Annotated in this window: 18 protein-coding genes; 9 read left to right on the top strand and 9 right to left on the bottom strand. The window is 43.0% G+C overall.

The window, feature by feature from the left end; translation table 11 throughout:
- Window positions 1-2 precede the first annotated feature (2 nt).
- The 7 genes from AC1DCV_RS31970 (at window position 3) to AC1DCV_RS31940 (ending at window position 9,360) form a co-directional block, all read left to right on the top strand.
- Window positions 3-1,598, top strand: a complete 1,596-nt coding sequence (locus AC1DCV_RS31970) for a RagB/SusD family nutrient uptake outer membrane protein (protein WP_477026988.1) — start codon at window positions 3-5, stop codon at window positions 1,596-1,598.
- Window positions 1,599-1,732: 134 nt separating this feature from the next.
- Entirely contained in the window at window positions 1,733-3,160 is a 1,428-nt protein-coding gene (locus AC1DCV_RS31965) for a hypothetical protein (RefSeq protein ID WP_477026987.1), read from the top strand.
- Between the two features lie 39 nt (window positions 3,161-3,199).
- Window positions 3,200-3,973, top strand: coding sequence for a patatin-like phospholipase family protein (locus tag AC1DCV_RS31960; RefSeq protein ID WP_477026986.1), 774 nt, complete (start codon window positions 3,200-3,202; stop codon window positions 3,971-3,973).
- Between the two features lie 63 nt (window positions 3,974-4,036).
- Window positions 4,037-5,212: a sialidase family protein gene (locus AC1DCV_RS31955; RefSeq protein ID WP_477026985.1), complete on the top strand. Its 1,176-nt coding sequence runs from the start codon at window positions 4,037-4,039 to the stop codon at window positions 5,210-5,212.
- 212 nt (window positions 5,213-5,424) lie between these two features.
- Complete coding sequence (locus tag AC1DCV_RS31950) at window positions 5,425-5,856, top strand: SRPBCC family protein (protein WP_477026984.1); 432 nt, start codon at window positions 5,425-5,427, stop codon at window positions 5,854-5,856.
- A gap of 10 nt (window positions 5,857-5,866) precedes the next feature.
- Window positions 5,867-6,736 carry an alpha/beta fold hydrolase gene (locus AC1DCV_RS31945; RefSeq protein WP_477026983.1) on the top strand — a complete coding sequence of 290 codons (870 nt, stop codon included), beginning with the start codon at window positions 5,867-5,869 and terminating at the stop codon, window positions 6,734-6,736.
- Window positions 6,737-6,981: 245 nt separating this feature from the next.
- On the top strand, window positions 6,982-9,360 hold the full coding sequence (locus AC1DCV_RS31940) for an ABC transporter permease (protein WP_477026982.1): 2,379 nt from the start codon (window positions 6,982-6,984) through the stop codon (window positions 9,358-9,360).
- Window positions 9,361-9,363: 3 nt separating this feature from the next.
- On the opposite strand, the gene AC1DCV_RS31935 is transcribed toward AC1DCV_RS31940, so the two are convergent.
- The 4 genes from AC1DCV_RS31935 to AC1DCV_RS31920 form a co-directional block, all read right to left on the bottom strand.
- A complete protein-coding gene (locus AC1DCV_RS31935) occupies window positions 9,364-10,515 on the bottom strand; it encodes a TlpA disulfide reductase family protein (protein ID WP_477026981.1) in 1,152 nt (383 codons plus the stop codon).
- Between the two features lie 151 nt (window positions 10,516-10,666).
- Window positions 10,667-11,572 (bottom strand): metallophosphoesterase family protein, encoded by a 906-nt coding sequence (locus AC1DCV_RS31930; RefSeq protein WP_477026980.1) that lies wholly within the window; start codon window positions 11,570-11,572, stop codon window positions 10,667-10,669.
- Between the two features lie 146 nt (window positions 11,573-11,718).
- Complete coding sequence (locus AC1DCV_RS31925; RefSeq protein WP_477026979.1) at window positions 11,719-12,474, bottom strand: hypothetical protein; 756 nt, start codon at window positions 12,472-12,474, stop codon at window positions 11,719-11,721.
- A 12-nt stretch (window positions 12,475-12,486) separates the two neighbouring features.
- Window positions 12,487-12,669, bottom strand: a complete 183-nt coding sequence (locus AC1DCV_RS31920; RefSeq protein ID WP_477026978.1) for a hypothetical protein — start codon at window positions 12,667-12,669, stop codon at window positions 12,487-12,489.
- A gap of 330 nt (window positions 12,670-12,999) precedes the next feature.
- Here AC1DCV_RS31920 and AC1DCV_RS31915 point away from each other — a divergent pair, with 330 nt between their 5' ends.
- Window positions 13,000-13,191, top strand: coding sequence for a cold-shock protein (locus AC1DCV_RS31915; RefSeq protein ID WP_133809298.1), 192 nt, complete (start codon window positions 13,000-13,002; stop codon window positions 13,189-13,191).
- 116 nt (window positions 13,192-13,307) lie between these two features.
- On the opposite strand, the gene AC1DCV_RS31910 is transcribed toward AC1DCV_RS31915, so the two are convergent.
- From AC1DCV_RS31910 to AC1DCV_RS31895, 4 genes are all read right to left on the bottom strand, one after another.
- The gene (locus AC1DCV_RS31910) at window positions 13,308-14,084 is read right to left on the bottom strand and encodes a hypothetical protein (protein WP_477026977.1); all 777 of its coding nucleotides are present in this window, start codon (window positions 14,082-14,084) and stop codon (window positions 13,308-13,310) included.
- Window positions 14,085-14,266: 182 nt separating this feature from the next.
- Complete coding sequence (locus AC1DCV_RS31905) at window positions 14,267-14,917, bottom strand: immunoglobulin-like domain-containing protein (RefSeq protein WP_477026976.1); 651 nt, start codon at window positions 14,915-14,917, stop codon at window positions 14,267-14,269.
- Between the two features lie 71 nt (window positions 14,918-14,988).
- Complete coding sequence (locus tag AC1DCV_RS31900) at window positions 14,989-16,443, bottom strand: SusD/RagB family nutrient-binding outer membrane lipoprotein (protein ID WP_477026975.1); 1,455 nt, start codon at window positions 16,441-16,443, stop codon at window positions 14,989-14,991.
- 28 nt (window positions 16,444-16,471) lie between these two features.
- Entirely contained in the window at window positions 16,472-19,732 is a 3,261-nt protein-coding gene (locus AC1DCV_RS31895; protein ID WP_477026974.1) for a SusC/RagA family TonB-linked outer membrane protein, read from the bottom strand.
- 1,154 nt (window positions 19,733-20,886) lie between these two features.
- Between AC1DCV_RS31895 and AC1DCV_RS31890 the strand changes: the two genes are divergently transcribed.
- On the top strand, window positions 20,887-21,843 hold the full coding sequence (locus tag AC1DCV_RS31890; RefSeq protein ID WP_477026973.1) for an ADP-ribosylglycohydrolase family protein: 957 nt from the start codon (window positions 20,887-20,889) through the stop codon (window positions 21,841-21,843).
- Here AC1DCV_RS31890 and AC1DCV_RS31885 read toward each other — a convergent pair.
- Entirely contained in the window at window positions 21,806-22,693 is an 888-nt protein-coding gene (locus tag AC1DCV_RS31885; RefSeq protein ID WP_477026972.1) for an archaemetzincin, read from the bottom strand. The two genes, AC1DCV_RS31890 and AC1DCV_RS31885, sit on opposite strands and share 38 nt — an antisense overlap.
- Window positions 22,694-22,715: the final 22 nt, after the last annotated feature.

Here is a 22,715-nt window from a genome sequence, read left to right as displayed (position 1 = left end):
TTATGAAAGCGAGAATCAATCATATCATCATATTGGCGGCTATGCTTACTGGCGGCAGCGCCTGTAACAAATGGGTAGATACCAAACCCAACGGAGCGCCTACTACGGCTTACTTCTGGCAGAGTGATAATGACCTGAAAAAAGCAACGGCAGACATGTACTCGGTCATGCGTAATGAATCTACCTGGGGCCGTGATCTTTTCTGGATGCAGGATGCCAGCGATGACCTCATTGTGGGCAGGGCAAAGGCAAACGGCGAAAATATCAAGAACTTTATTCCCAGTGGGAGAGAAGGATACATGACCGAAGGCTGGAACGATCTGTACAAAATGCTGAACAGGGCCAACCAGGTTATCCAGGGTGTACCCACTTCTAAAAACACCACAGAAGGTGCACGCAACCAGGCATTGGGCGAAGCTTATTTCGTCAGGGGCTTTGCACACTTCTGGATCGCTTATCTCTGGGGACATAAAAACCAGGGCGTACCTTTCGATGGGCCTGAAAATCCTGAGTTCGGAAAACGTATTGCACCACAACTGAAGTCTGTAACAGATAACTATGCACAGATTGTGAGCGATATGCAGAAGGCTGCTGATCTGTTGCCACTGTTCGAAACATATAGCGCCGATAACCAGGGTAGAGCGCATAAGGCGGCTGCCTGGGGATATATGGTGAAAGCATACGCCTACTGGGCACAGTATGATCAATCCAAATGGGCACTGATACCTGCTTTGTGCGATAAAATTAAAACAGAAGGTCATCGGGCACTCATTACCGGAAAAGAAAGTGCTAAAGCTAATTACAGGGCCGTATTTTCTATTGCCAACAACTGGAGCTCGGAATATATGTGGTCAGTGACTTCCGGTGTACAGGGTGGTTCTGAATTTCCTGGTGTAGTACTGGAAAACACCGGATGGGGTATTTACAACGGATGGGGATATTTTCAGCCTACGGCCGAATTGTTTGACGCGTATGAAGCCAACGACCCAAGACGTGACGTAACCATTCTTAATTTTGGGGATAAATTTACTTTCTTCGGAGTGGAACGCGCTTATTTTTCTACCAATAGCTTATCAGGATTCCAGATGAATAAATACATGGAGCCTTATAGCTATGGAAAAAATAATGAACCAGGCTCGAATCCAAACATTAACCAAAGTGGAGATTATCCTACTACAGCACTGAACCTGCCGCTGATGCGCTATGCAGAAATACTGCTGTTCAAGGCAGAAGCGCTGATCCAGTTGGGTAAAAGTGGTGAAGCAGCAGCTCCCCTGAATGAGGTGCGCAACCGCGTAGGACTGACATCTATCGCTAATCCTACTATGAATGATCTGAAACATGAGCGCAGAGTAGAACTGGCCTGTGAATGGACCGACAGATTACAAGATCTGAAAAGATGGGGCGATTATGCGATGATCAATGCACCGCTTCATGGTCGTATCCATGCCAACAAGTTAGATCCTGCTTCTCCCTATACAATCCAGGAAGTATGGCCTAAGCGTAATTTCGATCCTAATAAACATATGGCATGGCCTATGAATCCGGACGAAGTTGCAAAAAGCAATGGCGCTTACAAACAAACACCAGGATGGTAAAATAATTGAACTGATAACTGAAAGTAAGGAATGCGGCATGATTTCATGCCGCATTCCTTATTTAAAACCGTTGCTGTATTTGATCCTGCTTAAGTTAGAAATTATTACTACTTTATAGGGTAATGCTAACCGCCATGCCCAGAATATTGCTCTTTACCATTATACTGTTCTGCTGCACCTGTCTTGAAATGAGTTGCGCTAGCTCCGGGGCTGAACAACCCCCTGATACGCTCTCCGTGGCCGTAAAGCCCCTGTTTAAGGACTTCATGGGTATTAACGGGCATGTTACCTTTAAACCGGCTTTATATGGGCAGGTTTGCCGCCTGGTGCGTAATTATCATAACATCAACTGGGATGTAAACGCAATAGGCGATTCTCTGGCAATACCGGTAACGGCCAATCATCTCAACTGGAAGAATGATGTATACGGCCCCTGGAAAAGTGCCGGCTTTGAAACAGATATCTGTTTGCAGTTCCTGAGTTTTGGAGTGGGCTCACCGGATTACCGGCAACGCTGGGCTGGCCATGAACAGTGGGCATATGATTATGGGAAAGCTATGGCCACCTACTACGGCCCTTCCGGTAAGGAAAAGCTAAATACTTCTTTCGAAATAGATAATGAACCCGGTAACAGGTTTGATCCGGCACTATTTAAAACACTCTTTACAAAAATGGCGCAGGGGATCCGCGACGGTGATTCAATGCTAAAGATTGTAACACCGGCAGTGGTAGCAGGCAAAGGGGATAATTATTCACAGGGTTTAAATAGTTTTTATGGAGATAAAGACATACTACCCCTGTATGATATCATCAATTTACATACCTATGCTACCATAGAAAAAACGCTTACCAATGACAATTCCTGGAACAGGAGTTTTCCGGAAGATAATTCCCTGCAATACCTGAAAGTAATAGACGATGCCATCACCTGGCGTAATGAGCATGCACCGGGGAAGGAGGTATGGGTAACTGAATTTGGATATGATGCCTGTACACCGGCGGCCATGAAACAACGGAAAGACTGGGCACTGAAGCTCAACTGGCAGGGCGCCAGCGATTTGCAGCAGGCACAGTACCTGGTGCGTTCTTTCCTGGTATTTGCTGCCCGCGACGTTCAACGCGCCTACCTATACTACTACAATGATGAAGATGAAGCTTCTTTCCATGCGGCTTCCGGGTTGACACGCAATTTTAATCCGAAGCAGTCTTTCTGGGCAGTGAAGCAGTTGTACCAGACACTCGGTGATTATCGCTTCCGCCGCATTGTACAAAAGAAAGAAGGAGCGTTGTACGTATTTGAATTTGAACATAGCAAAGATCCGCAGTCGCTGATATGGGTGGCCTGGTCGCCTACCGGTGCCAGTACACAATATAAAGACAGCTATCAGCCGCATGTAATAAAAGCAACACTCGATAAGCTTCCGGGATTGCCGGAGCGTATAACGGGCATGGCTACTGCGGATGCACCTGCGCCACCGGTTGCCTGGGAAAAAGCAGGTGACAGCAGCATCCGGGTAACGGTAGGCGAAAGCCCCGTGTATATTACGATCCGTAAAAAATAAAAATCCCCGGCGTTACCGATGGTTTTTTAATTTAGTGGAATGAATAACCAAAAGACCCATACCCTGCGCCCGTTTGTATTATCCGGAGGTGGCGCCCGTGGCTATGCCCACCTGGGCGTGTTAAAAGCATTTTCTGAGCATAACATTTTCCCGGAAGCCATTTCAGCTACCAGCGCAGGATCTATTGCCGCCGCCTTTATATGCGATGGCTACAGCACCGAAGACGTGAGAGAAATATTTAAGCAACATAAGCTCGGGCTGTCTATGCAGTGGCGGAACTGGCGTGCCGGTTTTCTGTCTCTCAAAAAAGTAGAAGAAGTACTGAAGCAAACATTACGACATAAAACATTCGAAGAATTAAACATTCCTTTATACATTACGGCTACCAATTTTGTTACCGGCGATCAAGCCATTTTCAGCGAAGGCGCCCTGATTCCGGCTATCCTGGCAGCATCTTCTGTGCCGCTGCTCTTCCCTCCGGTAGAAATTGCAGGTGCCCAGTATGTAGACGGTGGCTTGTCCGGCAACCTGCCCATAGAACCACTGATGGGACTATACAGGGATATCATTGGCGTACACGTAAACCCACTGACGCCCTATAGCCCAACCAGCGGTTTCCTGGCCAATCTGGAAAGAACACTGCACCTGGCTATCCGCGAACCGGTGCTGAAAAACAAGTTGCTGTGCAGCTATTTTATTGAACCTACAGAATTGGGAAAGTTTGGGATGTTTGAGTTCAACCACCTGGAATCGATCTATACTATCGGTCTCGACTACACGCGAAATTTATTGCAGCAGGAACCGGTGATGTAAGGGCTTAAAGTGAAAATCTAAATTCCGGCATATGGCTTCCTGATATATATTCAAAATGAATCGATGAAAAAAATAATTGCAACGCTTACACTATTGTTCGCCATCATGGCCGTTCATGCGCAACAAAAAGAAGTACCCGTATTTGTGTCGGGAGCCGAGGGCTATAAAGCATTTCGTATCCCTGCTTTTATCCGTTTGCCCAATGGGGAACTGCTGGCCTTTTGTGAAGGCCGGGTAAATGGTATGGATGATTATGGAGATATTGATATGGTGATGAAGCGAAGCACCGATAATGGAAAAACCTGGTCCCCCCTGCAGGTGATTGCAGAATCAGGAACATTGCAGTTGTCCAACCCCGGACCGGTAGTAGACCTCACGGACCCGGCCTATCCCCACGGCAGAATATTCTTTTTCTATAATACCGGCACGGAGCGGGAAGGTGATATTATCAAAGGCAAAGGCATCAAGCGTTGTTACTATAAAACCTCGGCAGACGGTGGTCGTACCTGGGATGCGCCGGTAGATATTACCTTGCAGATACATCGTCCTAAGCAACCAGATATAGATCCGGCATTTAATTTTGCGGAAGACTGGCGCTATTATGCCAATACACCAGGGCATGTGATGCAGTTTCAGGAGGGTGTTTTTAAAGGCCGGATTTTTATAGCGGCTAATCATACTGCTGGTCCCGCCGTAGCGCATGCGGCGCATTATGTGGCACACGGCTACTATACAGATGATCACGGCAAAACATTTAAACTGGGCAACAGCATCACGGTACCAGGCAGCAATGAATCTATGGCAGTAGAACTTTCTGGTAATAAACTGATGATGAACAGCCGCAATCAAAACCGGCAGGATATCCACGTGCGACTGGTGTCGGTAAGCAGTGATGGCGGCGCCACCTGGGACACCACTTACCGCGATATGCACCTCACCGATCCTGTTTGCCAGGGTAGCATTCTGAACATAGGCCGCTCGGGTAAAAAGAATATACTGGCATTCTGTAATGCCGCCGACTCACTGGAAAGAGATGATCTGACACTCCGCATCAGCTTCGATGACGGGCAAACCTGGAAAAAAAGGTATCGTATTTATAAAGGCAATGGCTCCCGCAAAGCAGGTTATGCATATGCTGCTTATTCAGACATTGTAAGGCTGGGCAGGAAAAAAATAGGCGTGCTATATGAAAAGGATCAATATACGTCCATCGTTTTTACAGTGGTAAACTGGAAGTAATTGCAGCACCTTCGGGCTGGTAGTATCCCTGACATATAAGTTTATTTACCTCAAATAAAGGCTGGCAGCTCATTGCCGGCCTTTTGTTTTACGTCCCCCTGCATCATTGTCGCAAAGTCTACTCTATTTTGTCGTATTCCCCCTTCCTGCGTGTTGAATAGTCATGGTATGTTTGCATTAACAAAAACGATCACAAATAAAAACTTATAAAAATGAACACAGCAACAAAAAACATGATCACCGTATCTGCCATTGTAAATGTACCAGTTGCAAAAGTTTGGGATGCCTGGACAAACCCCGTACATATTGTTAAATGGAACAGCGCCTCCGATGACTGGCATACGCCTAAAGCAGAAAACGACATCCGCACCGGTGGAAAATTTCTGTCACGCATGGAAGCAAAAGATGGTAGCTGGGGCTTTGACTTCGCAGGAGTATATGATGAAGTAAAAGATCATGAGCTGATTGCCTATACGCTCGGTGATGGCAGAACCGTAACCATTACTTTTGAAGGCGAAGGTAATACCACCAAAGTAACAGAAGCCTTCGAAGCAGAAGCAGAGAACTCCCTGGAAATGCAACAGAGCGGCTGGCAGGCTATCATGGATCATTTCAAAAAGTATACAGAATCCATTACCAAATAATATTATCCCGATGAAAACACTGATTGTTACACTCGCGCTGATCGGTATCTTCTTTATTCCAGGTCATGCACAATCGTCAAATGGTAATCATATGAGTACGTTAAAAACATCTGGTTATGCACCTGTTAATGGTCTGAAAATGTATTATGAAGTACATGGTGCAGGAAAGCCACTGGTATTGTTGCATGGTAGTTATATGAATATTGACCTGAACTATGGGCAGCTGATACCAGAGCTTGCAAAAACACACCAGGTGATCGCGCTGGAAATGCAAGGCCATGGCAGAACAGGAGATATCGATCGGGCATATTCGTATCCCGCGCTGGCCAGCGATGTAGCAGCATTATTACAATACCTGAAAATAGACAGTGCTGATGTATTAGGCTATAGTCTGGGAGCTACCGTAGCACTCGAACTGGCTATTGAACATCCATCGCTCGTAAATAAACTGATTATTATTTCCTCCGTGTATAAATACGATGGATGGATACAGGCAGCGAGAGATATTTTTTCCACCATGAAACCTGAGTTCCTGGAACAAACACCGCTGAAAACGGAATACGACAGACTTAGTCCGGATAAAAGTCATTGGAAATCATTTGTAGCCAAAATGACCAAATTTGACACCACCACTTTTGATCTGGGTGCAGATAAAGTAAAGCAGATAAAATCACCTGTGCTGATTATTAACGGAGACAACGATGGTGTAGACCTGAACCATGTGGCGGAAATGTACAGACTTTGTGGCGGCGGTATTTTTGGTGATATGGCAGGACTACCCAAATCACAACTGGCCATTATACCCGGCGCTACCCACGTAAGTCTGATGATGGAAACCGGTAAGTTAACCAACCTGATAAGCCCGTTCCTGGCTAAATAATCTTCCCCCTATATATTTTCAACAGCCGCATGAATCGTAGATTTATGCGGCCTTTTTTTGTAATGACCGGAAATGAACACTGCTGTACTAAAAGTGAACATTGGAAAAATTGTGTCTGTCATAAAATAATGATTATCAATTATTGCTCATCAGGTATTGTATTTGTGGAATGGATAGTTCTTGTATCATAGCTTAGTGTATTTGCAAAAGAAGCGCATTCATTTTATTTTTTTAATAGCTGTAAAATGCTCAAAAATAATATCAGGATCATTTGGCGAAACCTTTTAAAGGATCGTCAGTTTACTTTGCTGAATTTATTAGGTTTATCTACCGGTCTGGCTTGCTCCTTATTGCTATGGTTGTGGATCAGTGATGAACGCCATGTGAATAAATACAATGAAAAAGATCAGCACTTATACCAGGTGATGGCGAATGTGAAAAGCAATGATGGTATTTATACCATGAACAATACACCGGGGCTACTCGGGAAAGCATTAAAGGAAGAAATACCTGAAATTGAACATGCCGTATCTGTACTCCCCGCCTCCTGGTTTCCTTTCAAAGGGATCATTACCATCGGCGATACCCGTATAAAAGCTGGAGGACAGTATGTAGGGAAAGATTATTTCAATGTATTTACCACTCATTTGATAGCAGGAGATGAAAGCCAGGTGCTGCAGGATAAATACAATGTGATTATTTCTGAAGAACTGGCGCGTAAATTTTTTAATACTACCACGGGTGTGGTAGGTAAAACATTAAAATGGGATGCAGGGGAATTCAGCGGTTTGTATACCATCTCCGGCATATTCAAAAGCAATCCTCCATCTGCTACAGAGCAGTTTGACCTGATGTTTAATTACGACCTGGTGCTCGAAAAGCGGCCTGGATTATTGGAATGGGGCAATAATGATCCAAACACGTTTGTAATTGTAAAGGATAAAACAGACATTGACCAACTCAATCATAAGATCGAAAATTTTGTAGCGAAGAAAAATAAAGATGCAGGTATTAGTTTGTTTCTTGGTCGGTTCTCCGATCAATACCTGTATGGGAAGTATGAGAATGGAGTACAGGCTGGCGGAAGAATTACTTATGTAAAAATGTTTTCTATTATTGCTATTCTCATATTGTTGATTGCCTGTATCAATTTCATGAATTTATCTACGGCAAAGGCTTCGCGCAGAATGAAAGAAATAGGCATTAAGAAAGTAATGGGTGCCAGCCGGGGCACCTTGATTGCACAATATATGGGAGAGTCTATGTTGATGACTTTCCTGTCGATGATCCTGGCCATCATTTTCGTTATCTTCCTGATACCTGTTTTTAATGAAATTTCCGGTAAACAGTTAAGTCTGCATTTCAGTGTGGAATTGATGTTGATAGTATCAGGTATTGCACTGATCACTGGTTTGGTGGCAGGCAGCTATCCTGCTTTATATCTCTCCGGATTTAACCCGGTAGCGGTTTTAAAAGGAAAGCTCAATACTTCTTTTGGAGAGGTGATGGTACGTAAAGGGCTGGTAGTATTCCAGTTTACGCTGTCTGTAGTATTCATTGCAGCTGTGCTGATCGTTTATAAACAGTTGAGTTTTATCCAATCAAAGAACCTGGGATATAACCGGGAGCATTTGATTCATTTTGAAATTCCATTGGAAGAAGACTCCGTAAAAATGAGTCATGCGGCGGCTTTTGTAGACGAGTTGAAAGCTGTTCCAGGCGTGGTAAATGCCTCCAGCTATTATCATAACCTGATGGGCGCACACGGTGGAACTTCTTCACTGAAATGGCCTGGAAAAGATCCCCACGCTGATATCGATTTTGCAAATATTGAAGTAGGATATAATTTCCTGGAAACGGCCGGTATCAATATTAAAGAAGGACGTAACTTTTCTGTAAGCAATAATGCGCACAGGGAGATTGTCTTTAACGAAACCGCTATTAAAAGAATGGGATTAAAAGATCCTGTTGGCAAAACCATCCGGCTGTGGGGAGAAAACCGGCAGATAGTAGGTATAGCAGCTGATTTCAATTTTGAATCATTGTATCAGTCGGTACAACCCTGTTTCTTCCAGGTGTACCCGGTAATGCCCAATATCATGGTGAAAGTGAGCGGCGACAGGGAGGAACAAGCGATTGCTGGTATCCGTAAAGCGTTCCAGCGGTTTAATCCGGGAATGGCATTTGAATACCGCTTCCTCGACGATGACTACCAGGCCATGTATGTCGCCGAAATGAGAATTGGTAGCTTATCCCGTTATTTTGCTGGTTTAGCTATCATCATATCCTGCCTGGGTTTATTTGGACTGGCTGCTTTTACAGCCCAGAGACGGCAGAAGGAAATCAGCATCCGCAAAGTGATTGGTGCATCTGTGAGTAATCTGACATTATTGCTATCCAGGGAATTTTTTAAACTGGTATCCCTGGCAGTGGTCATCGCATTCCTGCTGGTGTGGTGGGGAATGAATCACTGGTTGGGTTATTTTGCTTATCGTATTCATATAGGGCCGGATGTGTTCCTGATCACCGCTGGTGTTATTACAGCCATTACGCTGTTGACAGTGAGTTTTCAGGCCATTAAAGCGGCAGTAGCTAATCCGATAAAGTATTTGAAAGGGGAGTAGGTATTACTCCTCTTTTTCGGTAAACCGCTCTTTTAATAGTCGTTGTAGCAGTGGCAAACTATCAATTTCGGAGGTGAGTTCTTCATTCCGCTCGTAGATTATTTCACCGGATTTGTCTATGAGTAATAATAAAGGTAGAGGCGCAGTATATAATTTGGCTAATGCCTCATCATTAAAAACTTTTATCCAACTGATCTTGTACTTTTCCACTGCAGCTAAAAAAGCAGTAGAATCATCGTGTACGGTATTGCTGATGATTTCCAGTTGGTTCGTATTATAAGTGTCCCTTATTTTTTTGATGGTAGGTAATTCTGCTACACAAGGACTGCACCAGGAAGCCCAGAAATTAAGCAATACATATTTATTGCGGTAGTCGTGCAATGCTATTTTATGATGAGAGATATCGGTAGTCGTAAAATCCAGTGCCATCGCATTTTTGCGTACATCTCTTCCTGCGAGTATTGCCAATACAGTTGCTCCTTCCACTGAATTTTTTAAGCTGTCCGGAAAAATGGAATGGTATAGTTTTCTGAGTGTGGCGACTGTAATATGTTGGTATCCGGGAGGAACACTCGCCCCCATATATACCATTTCGGTACGAAATATCCAGAAGGAATAGTATGTTGATTTATTGTTGATTAGAAATTGAAGTTTTTTGTCTTCTACTGCTTTTATTTTATCAAAAAATATTAGCCGTTCCGGACTGTTTAAGTCCATAATGGCGGTGGCATGCGCTTCCCAATAGTCATCTTTGTCTTTTTGAACTGCCTCAATAAATGTTTGCAGCTTATCTCCTCCTGTCTTTTTTATATCCAGCGCATTCACTAAACGCGGACTTTTTTGTGCTGGTGAAAAATCAATGACTGCAGCTTTGTTTGCTATCCAATAAGAGCCACCATTGAATTTTTCGCCTTCCTTTGGATAAATGCGGATAGTAGCATAACGAGAGAAATAGTTACCGGAAATTGTCATTTCATGATTCACAAAATTCGGAGTTACGCTAATATTATCTTTTCCATCATCATAGTTAATGACAAGGTTTTTTTCATTGACCGTCGCCGGGATAATTATTTTAACGGTAAAGTGTTTTCCTTCGATAGCGGAAGGACGGAGGAATGTTAATAACAACAGGCATTTAAACAGGATACTCGGCATGTTTTTTTCATTGTTGCACCGAAAGTAGGGGATTCATTGTTTTGTTGTAAAGGGGCGTGTTGCAATTTTTTGTTAAATGTACTTTTACCAGGTGCCATGGTATCTTTCATAAAAACGCTTTCTGTTAATACACAGAAAGCGTTTTATGGTCTTAGTAGTTTACATATTTTTCATCAAACGTTCCATCTGCGTATAAGTCGATCAGTCCATAACCTGGTGCGGTTTCCCGGTTGTTGCCTTTCCACCAGCCTCCGCTTACGGCGCCATTACAGAGATAGGTAACATTGTTGTAAACTACCTTATCACGTAAGTGTATATGTCCGCTTAAACACAGCTTTACATTAGGATGTTGATAGAATAATTTAATGATAGCAGCGGTATCGGTATGCATATCACCGCCCAGCATTTCCCATTTGTTCACAATGTTATCCTCAATCATCAGGGTGGCGGTAAGAATAGGAATATGTGACAATACACATACGGGTGTGTTGGGTGTTGTATTTTTCAATTCATTCTCCAGCCAGCTGAATTGCTCCGCCCCTAATTTCCCGATGTACCAGGTGCCGTCAATATCAAGGTGCACACTATCCAGACAAATGAATTTCCAGCCATTTTTGGAAAAGCTGTAATAAGGTTTGGGTAGTTGCAGTTGTTCAAGGGAGTATTGTTTGCCGTATAGAGCCTGGGTTTTGTTCTGCTCCTGCCACCAGATATCATGGTTGCCGAGTACATAATGTACCGGCAAACTGCATTCTGCAGTCATTACCGAATGCAGCAGTTGCCATTGGTTGCGGATGGTGGTTAGTTCTTCCTTGTTCATATCAAACACAATGTCGCCGCCATTCAGCATGAAATCTACTTTGGGTGTTTGTTGCTGTACATGGTGCAGGCAATCACGCAGATGCCTGGGTGCATCGAAATCATTTTTTAAGTGAATATCCGTCAGGTGCGCTATTCTTAACGCGGGTGTTTCTTTAGAAAGCAGCCGTGAATAGGGAAGGGCTGGCGCCAGTAACAGGCCTCCCATTTTCTTTAGCAGAGATCTTCTTTGCATCATGTATGGATCCGATTAGCATTAAAAAAGCAGGCAGCTCGTTACAACTGCCTGCAAGAAAATAATTTATCAGTTAACCGTGCTGGTTATGTCAGCAAAGTTAGAAATATGTGGAAACCGAGTATATTATGATCCTGTTAAAAAACTGTTTACTCCTTTATGGAAGCCTGCGTGATGGCTTCCTGTTTTGATTTATAGATGTAGGCGGCTATTGTAGCTGCCACCAATGTTTCCACGAGCATATAGGCCAGTTGTATGGCTATTTGCTGTGGCCGGAAGAAGATAAAACCGGATACATCTGACAGGCGCTTGTAATATTGTATAAAAAAGAAGAGGTTGCCTAAAACGTTTCCGAAGAAATAGGAAGCGGCGACAAATATAATGGCGCTCCTGAAAATTTCATTTTTCTGGATAGATGCTTTGATACGCTCTAAATACAGGAAGGTAATGTAGGCCATCACCGATATAGAAATCACGACGCCTACTGCCGGTATAATTATTCTTACTGCAGGCTGATCATAACTCACGATGTCGTTTTGTAGCAGCATGGTGAATATCTGCGAATTCAGGTCGCCCAGAAATACTACCACCAGGACTGTTTTAGCGATATAGAGGATCTTTAGATTATTTCCCTCTGCCGAATTAGACCGGTATTGTAGTAGCAAAAAAAATAGTAGCAGGATAGGATAAAAGAAGTAATTGGGAATCCCTTCTGTCTCAAACTTACCACTATATGCAATGCATTGGTCCAGTAAAAGCCACAAGCCGCCGCATATCCAGGCGATTACTTCGTGCACTTTACTTTTGGTATAGAAAACAATAATGGAAAATATAAGCCCTGCTAATAGCACCAATAGGATAGCAAAGCCAATAATTAAGAAAAGGGAAAGGTAACCGGAATACATATTTTATATGGTTTAACGATGAATGAAGTCCGCCGCATATTCCACCCATGGTGTTGAACACATGACATTTATCGACATAGATACAATAAAAATAGATGTTGAGTCCATTTTTTCGCCAAAAAGGCGGGCAATTTCCGGTTTTTGTTCTTCGTCCAACAAGGGCAAAACGCCTGATTTCGACTGTTTTTGTGACAACGGCGTTATATTTATAATACTAATATTAATATTTTGTAATGTATGAAGTGGAATGTCTTTTTTAGTATGTAACTATTTGATTATGAGTGTATTTTTAATATAAATGCTAACAGATCCTCCTGACGTCGGGTTGCAGCGGATATACAGAAGGGAAATGACCTGAAAGACAGCGCTAGCCTGTATATAATGGGGAGTATTGCGTTGTGGTAACCATAAAAGATTAAAAGGAAGCGAGAAGAGCAGTATAAAATAAATTTCGGGATATTTAAAACTATTTAGGTTGTTAAACTATATAAGTGTACCTTGGGCGTAATTAATAAATAAAATATAATGCAACAAGGTACAGTTAAATTTTTCAATGAATCCAAAGGATTCGGTTTCATTACTCCATCTAATGGTGGTCCAGACATCTTCGTTCACATATCCGGTATCACTGGTGAGCTGCGTGAAAATGACAGTGTAACGTATGATGTAGAAAATGGTAAAAAAGGATTAAATGCAGTTAACGTAAAAGTTATCTAATTTTATATATCTTACTCATTGAAAAAAAGTATGCTGAAAAGCATACTTTTTTTTTGTGCTTTTTTTGAGAAGCACGTGGCCGGTTTTTTCCTGCTCTTTATAACTAAAGCTGGCTACTACAGTTTATGCGGCATTGCATTTAATAAGATACACTCCCGTTGATGTCCTTTAAAATGAAGGCTGTCTGCCAACAAGGTGACTGTTCTGGTAACCAGCAATTCATCACTGATAACCACTCCATTCTTAAAAGTGGTGTAGCCGGTCCAGTGCGCAGGGCCAGGTACAACATCCACTTTCAGTTTTTTAGCCTCTTTTTTCATGGTAATAGAGAGCTGTTTCAGGTCGTTGTCGAAGAAACCTTCACTATTTCCTTCCCGCTGTAACGTAACGGTTTGATGGCGTTCATCCAGTGCGATCACTTTTATCACCTGGGTACCAGATCCACCCAGTTCCCATGGCCGGGAAATGGTATGCTGCCAGGAATCGCCTTCGTGCAGTGATGCATGGATAGGTCCCCATATCAATTCGCTGTAGAGTAAGCCACTGGCGCTGGTGTTCACGAATGACCTGCCATCGTAACTGTTGGTGCCATTAAGCCCGATAATAGCCACGGCTTTACTTTCCGGCTGGCCATCATAGAGGTCTGTTTCGTTAAATACAGGGTTTGATCCGTCATTGTTGACTACTTCGTACCTGCTGCTGCCACTCACCCTGTATACAACAGGCAAAAAATCATCTCCCGTATAAGCTATTGTTCTTGAATATACATTTGCCAGGGTATCTCCTTTCATTAATTTTAATGTAAAATAGCCAGGGGATGGAGTCTGCTGGGCCTGACCGTTATAGGCAAGCCCCATTAATAGTAGTAGAGGGAAAAGATGTATGTGCTTCATAAAAATGATTTAACTCATGGAAGGTGGGGGTAAAAATGGGTTAGAGAAAATCATTTAAATGGATAGTGGGATATTTTCAATTATAGCACTGCCCCATTCAACCACCATTTGGAAGGGGCCATAAAAAGAAGAAGCTGTCTCATTTTGAGACAGCTTCTTCTTTTTATCAGATGTAGTGATGACTATTGTTTTACGAAGGTACGTACCGATGTACCGAAGTTTCCATTAATGACCACATATTTAAGTGTTACACTGGAACCTGAACGAATGATGACAGGATTTGACAGCGATAACCCTCCAAGTGGAGTGCTTTGCTGTGGTCCCTCAAAGGTATTCACATCTGTAAATCCGATATAATACGGAAAAACAAAAGCTGCCGGAGCACCTGCCACGCCGCCCACATTATCAATGGTATATAGCCCTGTACCAGCCTTTACAACATGCACAGCTTCACCATTGCTACTACGTACGTAGGTGCCACTGATATCATCACTGGCAGGAACCGTGGTAACCAGTACCAGTCTCGCAGCGCTTGTCCGATAGCCCCACAGATTTTTTGTGAGAAAATTAACCACATAGAAACCTGCATTAGCCGCGTCCACATTGTTGGATATCGGTGTGAGCTGAGTGGTGGTATTAGTGAGACTATCGAATCCGGTAGCGCCAGCATCCGTATAAGTACCACCAACACTTAAAGTAACCACAGGTGCGCCTTTCAGTGTTAGTTTAGGATAAACCGGTGTCACCATTTTCGTGTACACATTTTCCGATTTTTTCGTGCAGGCGGTGAACAGCAAGGTGCCTGCAAGGAAGATATATAATAACGCTTTCATGCCAAACAATTAATAGTTAAAAGAATGTTGAGGATGAAAAGCCAGTGGTATTATCACCAACGGCTTACTCCTTAATTTGCCCACCAAACTTTGTCGTATACCAGGTGATTGGTTTTAGGGGCATTAGGGTTCCTGGTCAACTCCGAAGAGGGGTACAGGAATATGCCCGGCCACCTGCCAGCACCGATAATAGACGCTTTTGAAATAGTAAAGAAGGAAGGATATCCCGTTCTTCTCCATTCTGTCCAGGCTTCTATTGTTTGGTTACCATTCATGGCTGCCCATTTTTGTGTAATAATGGCCTTTATCTGCGTTTCCAGGGGCGTTCCGGTGGGATATGCAATCGCTGTTTGAGCAATGTAGTCGGCGGCTCCATCTACCTTATAGGCAGTAAAGTTATCGGTGATACCCTGTTCGTACATGCTTTTGGCATCACCTGTCAGCCAGCCTCTTGCAATGGCTTCTGCCTGCAGGAAATCAGCTTCATAATCCGTAATCAGTTTTACGGGAGCCAGTGCCGAAGCGGCGTCCGTTGCATTAGCACCGGTAGCTGCGGATGGTGAAGAAACCGTAGTAGTGGGAGGATTATTGAAGCTACCCTGTGGAATGCCTACTACAGTAGTTCCTACCGGGGCATAAAACGCATTCAGCCTGGGATCACTGTTACCACTGTAAAAGCCAACGGCAGTGGAGCTGGCAACCAGGTTAGGCGTTTTTGCCAGTACGGTACCTGCTAATGCACCATAAAGCGGATTTTGCTGACCACCGGTAGAGTTAAAGGTTTGCAAAGCTGATTCTCCAGGTTGAATAAAGTCTGCCCCTTCCAACGATTTCACAATAGTAGCCGCTCTTGCAGCATCTTTTTTCGCCAGGCGCAAACCTACTCTTAATTTGAGGGTATTGGCAAAACGGTGCCACTTATCCATGTCGCCCCCATAAATGAGGTCGTCATTACCAGGAGTGGCTTCATCCGGGTTGATTAACTTCGTGGCGTCATCAATCATTTTTACTAATCCGGTATAAATAGCGCTTTGCGATTCATATTTCGGATTCAGTATGGATGTAGCAGCATCGCCCTGTAAGGCTTCACTGAAAGGTACATCACCCCATAAATCCGTAGTAAGCTGAAAGGAGTATGCTTTCAACAACATAGCGATCGCCACATATTGTTTCTGATTGGTAGTATTTCCTTTATCAATTACCTTCTGCAGATTTTCGAGGGCATCTATTTCAAGATTGCCCCACACGTTGCCAAAATCGCCTTCAGCAGGAGAATATTGGTCCAGGTTTTTGTATTGAGAAGAGTTGGGACTCTGCGTCCAGTATTGTGACCAGATACCGCCATTGATTGATAAGGTATTGCCAACAGCATATGTAAGTCCCGTTTCGGCAGACGGAAGCAACACGTTCACCGGTACATCTACTGCATTGTTGGGATCTTTATTTACATCCAGGAACTTTTTGCAACCCACTGACGAGAGCAGTAAGGTTGACAGAAAGAATAGTGCTATTATATTCGTTTTCATCAATTTTAATTTTTAGGCCCGGTTGAAATTAGAATGATACATCTACTTTAATACCCATGTTCCTGAGCGAAGGACTGGATAAGAATTCATATCCCTGTACGTTACTGGCTCCTTGCGCGTTGATTTCCGGATCAGCAAACTGGTTGGATTTAGGTACCCACAGGAACAGGTTATTGCCATAAAGCACTATACCCAGTTTGGTGAATGGCGTATGTCTTAACATAGACTGGCTGAAAGTATAGCCTATAGAAGCCTCGCGCAGTTTAACATAGCTGGCATCTATGATGTTTTCTCCGGCTGGCAGCACACTTGTAAAGTAATCGTACGGACGGAATTTGACAGTGGTATTATTTACAAATTTGCCAGTACCATCGTCATATACGGAGTTCGGGAATACATAAGGCAGTCTGCCATTAACAGCCGTTTCCTTTGCATATCCACCAAAGTCAATTACACTCTTGGTGTTTGAATAGAATACACCGCCTTGTTTGGTATCAAACAGGAACTTCAACATAAATCCTTTGTAGGAAATACTACCGCCGAAGGAAGCCATATAATCAGGCAGGTAAGAACCATAATAGTTGGTGGCGTTGTTAAGTGGTTGTCCTGTTGCTTTGTCAACAATCACTTTGCCGCTTGCCGGATCAATAGCAAGACCGGTGCCATAGAAAGTGCCATACTTTCTTCCTTTGGCAGCTACCTGCGCCATCGCAGTAGTACCACTGATACCGCCACTAATAGCTACCTGGTCCAGTTTATCGTTGATGTCAACTACTTTGTTGTCTAATTTACTGAAGGTACCAAACAGGTCTACGCGTAATCCGTAAGAAGTATTCACGGGCGTTGCCTTTAAACCTATTTCCAGCCCTTTGTTGGTCATTTCTCCCACGTTCAGGGTAATGTTATTAAACCCGGAGCTGTTAGGAATAGGAACGTCTACAATCTGGTTGGTGGACTTGGTACTGTAGTAAGTCACATCCAGGTTGATGATGTTTTTCAGGAAAGACAGCTCAGTTCCTACTTCGAAGGAAGAAGTAAACTCAGGCTTCAGGTCTGGGTTTCCGATGAGCGTACGGCGTGCAAAGCCAGGAATAGTGTTGTTGTTGCTCGAAATTGGAAACAGGATTTCACCAAAGTCACMATTCACATCAGTTTTGGTATAAGTGGTTTGTAAGCGATAGGGAGGAGCATCTGCGCCTACTTTCGCATAACTAACCCGTATCTTTCCGAAACTCAGCACATCTGCAAAAGACTGGTCTTTATACAACTCTGAAAATACAAAAGCACCGTTTACACTTGGGTAAACATAAGAGTTGTTGTTGGTAGGCAGGGTAGACGAAATATCATTACGGATAGTTCCACCCAGGAAGAGCATGTTCTTATAGTCGAAATCAGCTTCTCCATAAAAGCCATACAATCTTCTTTGCGTAAGCGTATTGGTAGAGTTAATAGGGCCGTTGGAGTTATCCAGGTTATAGAAATCAGGCACTATCAAACCGCCGGTGGTATTGGTCGCCGAAAAAAGATTGTTGCTGGTGGTCATCCTCACGTTATTACCGCCTAACAATTTCATGTTCAGGTCTTTGGTCAGCGCTTTGGTATACGTGATGATCAGGTCATGGTTGATCTGGCTATAGTTGGTAACATCCTGAGAATATTTACCATTATCATTCCAGTTATTGTTTGCATAAAACGGATCGGCCGGCTGATAGGAATATTTGGCGCCTTTTTCATACCTGCGATCGCTGTATATATCCGCACCTATACGTTCTGTGATATCCAGTCCTGCAATAGGTTTGTAACTCAATGAAATCGTTCCGTTCACACGTTCTACAGAGTTGTTGTTTTTATAGTTCTGTAGCAGGAAGTATGGGTTTTTCGTATAGGCACCATAGTATCCGTAGCGGGGTACACCTGCGTCATCTATAAATGTACCGTTGAAAGGATTGCTGAGATCTTTGAAATCAACGATAGGGGCATCCCGTGGCTGCTGGAATATGGAGTTGTAAACAGAGTTGGTTTGTCCGCCTAAAGGCAACTGGCTGGAGATATTGGTATATCYGATAGATGCCTGGCTGGAAAACTTCTCAGAAAACTCAGAAGAACCACTGAATCTAACACTATACTTATTGTAGTTGGTGGTAGGAATGATTCCTTTATTGTTTAATGCACCTACTGACAAGAAATAAGTGGATTTTTCATTACCACCGGAAACAGTGAGGTTATTATTAAAGGTTTGACCCTTGTCAAAGAAATCCTTCACGTTGTTTGGAATGGCCTTGTATTCTCTTAACTGTTGTTTGCCATTAATAATTTGGCCCCATGGTCTTTCTTTACCATCAAAGGGCTCACCCCAACTGAAGTTTTCCCTTCTGTCGTCCGCAATACCTGCGTAAATGTTACCCTGTCCAAATTCATTCTGGAAATCAGGATATTTCAGTATGCTGGACAATTGATAGCTGGTGCTGAAGTTGATCTGTGCCGGTGAATTCTTTTTACCTTTTTTGGTGGTGATCAGGATGGCACCGTTAGACGCGATACTACCATACAACGCAGCAGCAGCTGGTCCTTTCAGTACAGTGATGCTTTCAATATCATTCGGGTTGATATCATTTCCCCTGTTACCATAATCCACCTGGTCATTCAGGAAGTCGGCATTCCGGATGTTATCATTGCTGACAGGAATACCGTCGATAACAAAAACCGGCTGGTTACTACCGCTGAAAGAAGTAGGACCACGCAGGGTAATCCTGGAAGAAGCACCCGGTGCGTATCCTGAAGTGATACTTAAGCCGGCTACCTTTCCGGTAAGCGCATTGATCGGGCTGGTATTGTCGCCAATGTCTTCTTTATTGATAGTGGCTACAGCATAACCAAGACTTCTTTTTTCTCTTTTTACACCCTGACCTGTTACCACTATTTCGGTTAACGAAGTGCGGATAGACTGTAAAGAAATATTGTATTTAAGACTGGAAGTAACGGGTACTTCCCTGTCGGTGTAGCCGATGAAAGTAAATACAAGGACATCGCCTTGTGATGCTGTTAGTGAAAAATCACCCTTGGGATCTGTTGCAGTGCCCGTATTGGTGTTCTTAATTCTCACGCTTACACCCGGTAAGACAGATCCATCTTCCTGCGCCGTCACTTTACCGGAAATCTTTTGCTGGGCAAAAGTGAGTAAGGGCACTATTAACATAACCAGTGCCAGGAAAGCTTTGCGTAAAGCCCTCTTTGGTTCCTTATTTGCACCAGAGATGAAAATAATAAGATGAGTTGTTTTTTTCCTCATAAACTTGATTTTGGTTGTGGTTTATTTAATGAAATTTTTAAATCGTGCTGGCAAATTCAACCCGTGATACGGAGGGCCATTAGAGGGTAAAAATGTATTATAGTATGGGATCATTGATTGATCATTTAATGATGAGAGCGGTGGTATTTTAATTAGAATTTCAGTTGTTGCACGAATCTCATGTATAAAGGCATAGCACAGCCTTTACAGCTTTTTCTTTGCTGAATTTTATACGAATGAATCTTCCGTTAGTACAGTAATACCATTAAACAAGACTATAGCCGAAAAAGTTTTTTAAACTTAAAGACCTTCCTCTTAGTATAACTCATTCTTCGTTCATTACACGTATTGTTTACATGGTGGAGGACAAAGGCGTAAACAGAGGGAATGCTTTTTACGCGAAGACAATTTTCTCATAAGCAATATTGATTTCTCATAAGCCAATTCTCATAAGCGATTTTTAAGCAATGCAGTGGCTAAATACACCGCTACCATCCTGATTACGTTCGTCGTCTCTTAGGTTAAAATGGTAATAACACTGCCAGAAACTAATAGCTGATGCTTTAATGATTAGCTATTAAGGGTGTGATCGTACTAGTATTCAAATTTTGGTAGTTGTTATGCGCAGGATATTTTCACTAATAGAAACATCTTGCAGACATTAGATTTTGTTTGTTGATAATAAATTTAATCTCGTTTTTCCTTTTCTGTTGTTACTATTTTCTCAAAGCTATTTTTAAAACCTGGGCTCTATGACAGTTTTTTCTGTTGAAAGTTTAATTCGAAATTACTTGCTATTCTTAGTCAAGTGAACGCTATTTCGATACACTAAGATAAGCCTTTATTAGTAAAAAACTAATATCACAATAATTTTATCTGGGATAGCATCGAAAGATATGTAAAGTATTGATTTTTAAACTATAATGAAGCTTTTGCTGTTTTATTTGGCAGCGGTTATAATGGGGACAAATAGCGTCCAGGCTAAAAAAATGACAGGTTAGTTGCCTGTATCTTCTTATCAGCCATTTTCAGTGTAATGCCACAGTAGCACAGCTTCAGCGGTAAAAATTTTACCGGATAGCCATGATAGGAGAAGCGTATTGCAGTTGGGAAGCCGGAAAATTTTATCTTGGAGAAAATTCAGTAGCAGAAAAATGGATCAGATTAAAGCGGCTTTATTCGGACTGGCAGTTGGAGATGCATTAGGTGTACCGGTGGAATTCAGAGAACGGGAAGGGCTGGAGCTCAGGCCCGTTACCGACATGGTGGGATACGGATCGCATCATCAGCCGGCAGGTACCTGGTCAGATGATAGCTCCCTGGCCTTTTGTCTGGCAGAAGCACTCACGACAGATTTTAGTCTGACCCTGCTCGCAAAATACTTTGTTGACTGGCGATATAAGAATTTCTGGACACCTCATGGAGAAGTATTTGATATTGGGATTACTACCGCCGAATCGATTGAGCGGCTGGCGAAAGGCATTGCACCAACCATGGCAGGCGGATTTTATGAATCCGAGAATGGTAATGGCTCGCTGATGAGAATCCTGCCGTTGCTTTTTTATATAAAAGATAGGCCCATTGCAGAGCGGTTTGAGTTAACCAGGGATGTATCTTCCCTTACACACGGACATATGCGTGCCGTTGTTGCCTGTTTTTATTACCTGGAATTTGCCCGGCTGATCCTGCTGAAAAAAGATAAGTTCGAGGTATTTCTTTCTCTGCAGAAAACATTGCCCGCTTTCATCGTGCAGCAAGGGATTCATGCAGATGAAATAGCAAAGTTTAATCGCCTTTTTAAGGAAGATATTCATTTTGCACCTGCGTCCACTATCAGTAGTGGTGGATATGTCCTGCATACGTTAGAGGCAAGTATCTGGTGTATTTTGAATACCGATAATTATGCGGACGCCGTTTTAAAAGCCGTGAACCTGGGAAGAGATACGGACACTACAGGAGCCGTGACCGGTGGCCTGGCGGGATTAATGTACGGGCTGGAAGGTATACCGGAGAAGTGGATCAGTGAACTGGCTAGAAAGGAGGACATTGAGTTGTTAGGGGAAAGAATGGCTATTATTCCACCGCCTCCCAATCCAGCTTCAACACACTAAAATCCCTTTGCAAGCCATTTTGCTGGCAAAAGTCATAGAGCTCTTTCAACCTTTTTTTATTATCGTACTTAAAATTCCAGAACAACTTCTTTTGACATTCAGAGCAAAGACGGTTGGGAGCTGCATCTGTTTCATTCAAACTGTTAGTGCCATTCATGATACACCTGGCAAAAGTGCAATGAGGTATGGACATCATATGCCCTATTTCGTGAGAGGATATATTTATTAGTCTGCCTAAACATTGCAAAAAATTAGCGCTGTCCAACTGTTGATTTTGTAGTCTGTAAATAGAAGTCACACCTACTCTTTTAGCATATGAGGCCAATCCAAATACATAGTTCCAATCGTTTTTTGGATACAGGTCCTTTGCGCTGATCGCCATTAATGCGATGCCATCTGCTGGTGTTTTAGCGATGAGTAAACTGTCCAGCACATAAGGGGCCAGCAGTTGTACATGATTTCCTTGTTGTCGGGTCGCAGATGCGGGAATGACACTATCTGAAACCGCTTTCAATAACACGGTCTTCTGCTGAAAGAAAATGGCAATGTAGTTCCGTGTCAGCTGTAATGCTTTCTCCTGCAGTATAGTAAAATCGCCGACAGGCATTAAGTAAATGACGGACTTGTCGGCGTGAGATCTTACAGGATTTACTTTTTTGTATTCATCAAAACTTTGCCCCTTTTCCTTATGTTCAAAAAGCCATTCACCTTCTTTAGGAGGGGCAAGTTTTACATCATTTTTTTCGATAGCCCTGAAGTATTCAAGTTGTGTTAAAACAGTAGGATCTTTCGCTTCGTTGTTATGACAGGAGAAGAGAAAAATGGGTAGGATAAAAAGGAGTATTCTCATATCAAGGCAGCTATTGGTAAAG

The sequence above is a fragment of the Chitinophaga sp. 10T418 genome (assembly GCF_056394125.1).
This window is presented reverse-complemented; position numbering and strand designations above follow the sequence as displayed.